Below are 1375 nucleotides of genomic sequence, written 5' to 3' on the forward strand. Positions count from 1 at the left end.
CAGCGCATCGAGATAAGCCAGCGTCGGCGCCAGCGTCTGCGCCGGCGTGCCTGCCGCGGTCCCGACCACGATATCGGCCGGCAGCGCCGAAAGCGCACGCAACGCGCGCCGCCAGCCTTGCAGCGAAGCCTCCTGCATCTCCGGAACGCGGTCGCGATAGGCCAGGCCGCCCACGCATAGCAGCCGCCGCCGCGGCGCATACAGCACGGTATCGGATGCGCTGTGCGCGGCCGCGTGAACCTGCACCTCCCATGCGGTGCCGCCGGTGTCCAGCCGCTCGCCATGCCGCAAGCCGGGCTCAGGCAGCACGATCTGCGTGCCGCGCATGGCGGCCGGTCCCAGTTGCGCCGACAGCCTTGCCAGGCACGCCTCGCAGCGCTGCCGCATCAGGCTGGCGGTGGCGGCCGACGCCAGGAACACGGGGCGCGGCCGCAAGCGCGCGAAGGCTGCGTTGGCAAGCACGTTCTCCGGGTGCGCATGGGTGTTGACCACCCAGCGCACCGGCTCTGGCGTCGCGGCCCGGATTGCCGCCAGCAGGCCGCTGCCCCAGCCCAGGTGCGGGCCCGGGTCGACCACCAGCACACCCCTGCCGGTCGCGTGGACCAGCGTCGGCACCACTTCTCCCGCGTTGGCGCGCGCCACCTCGGCATTGGCTGCACGGGCCACATAGACATCCGGCTGCAGCCTGGCCAGCACCACGCGGCCCGCGGCGGCAGCCGGGCCCGCGCCGCCGAGCGCCGTCGCCAGCAGGGCACCCATGAAGCCGCGGCGGCCCGGGTCCGTCACCGCTGCCACCCCGAGGCGAGGATGGCGCCGCGCAGGGCCTCGGCCATGGCGCCGGCGGGCAAGTGCCCGCCGGGTACCAAGACCAGCCGCGCCCGTGGCATGGCCGCCTGCAAACGCAGCGCATTGGCCGGCCGGCAGACCACATCGGCGCGGCCGTGCAGCAATGTCACCGGCACGTCCCGCTTGCCGATCTGCACTGCCGCCGCCAGCAGCGCCGGCTTGCCCAGCCCGGCGCGGCGGCGCAGGTAGTGCGCCTGGATCCGGTATTTATCCAGCATCGCCATGCGCTCGCGCCAGGGCTGCCGCCGACCCGGCCGCGTCCGCCCGAGCCCCAGCAGACGCCGTTCGCTGTGCTGCCACTGTCCGGCAGTGTCCAGTTTTGGCACAGTCGTACCACTTTGCAACAAACGGGAGACAGTGAGCAGGCGGGCCCGGGCATCGGGCACACGCTCGCCCTGCGCCATGACGCGCCGCAGCATGGCAGAGCCGCCGTGGCGCGGTGAAAAAAGCCGATGGATGTCGTCCCGGCCGGTCAGAAAGGTCCCTCGCAGGACCAGGGCCGCCACCGCCTCGGGAAAACGCGCGGCAT

At 73.3% G+C, this 1375-nt stretch carries 2 protein-coding genes; both read right to left on the bottom strand.

The window, feature by feature from the left end:
- On the bottom strand, window positions 1–759 hold a 759-nt coding region (locus P3W85_RS07745), incomplete at its 3' end, for an MBL fold metallo-hydrolase (RefSeq protein WP_276264343.1).
- A 23-nt stretch (window positions 760–782) separates the two neighbouring features.
- The coding region (locus P3W85_RS07750) for an alpha/beta fold hydrolase (protein WP_276264342.1) at window positions 783–1375 on the bottom strand (593 nt) is incomplete at its 5' end.

This window comes from Cupriavidus basilensis, from assembly GCF_029335485.1.
Lineage (GTDB): Bacteria > Pseudomonadota > Gammaproteobacteria > Burkholderiales > Burkholderiaceae > Cupriavidus > Cupriavidus basilensis_E.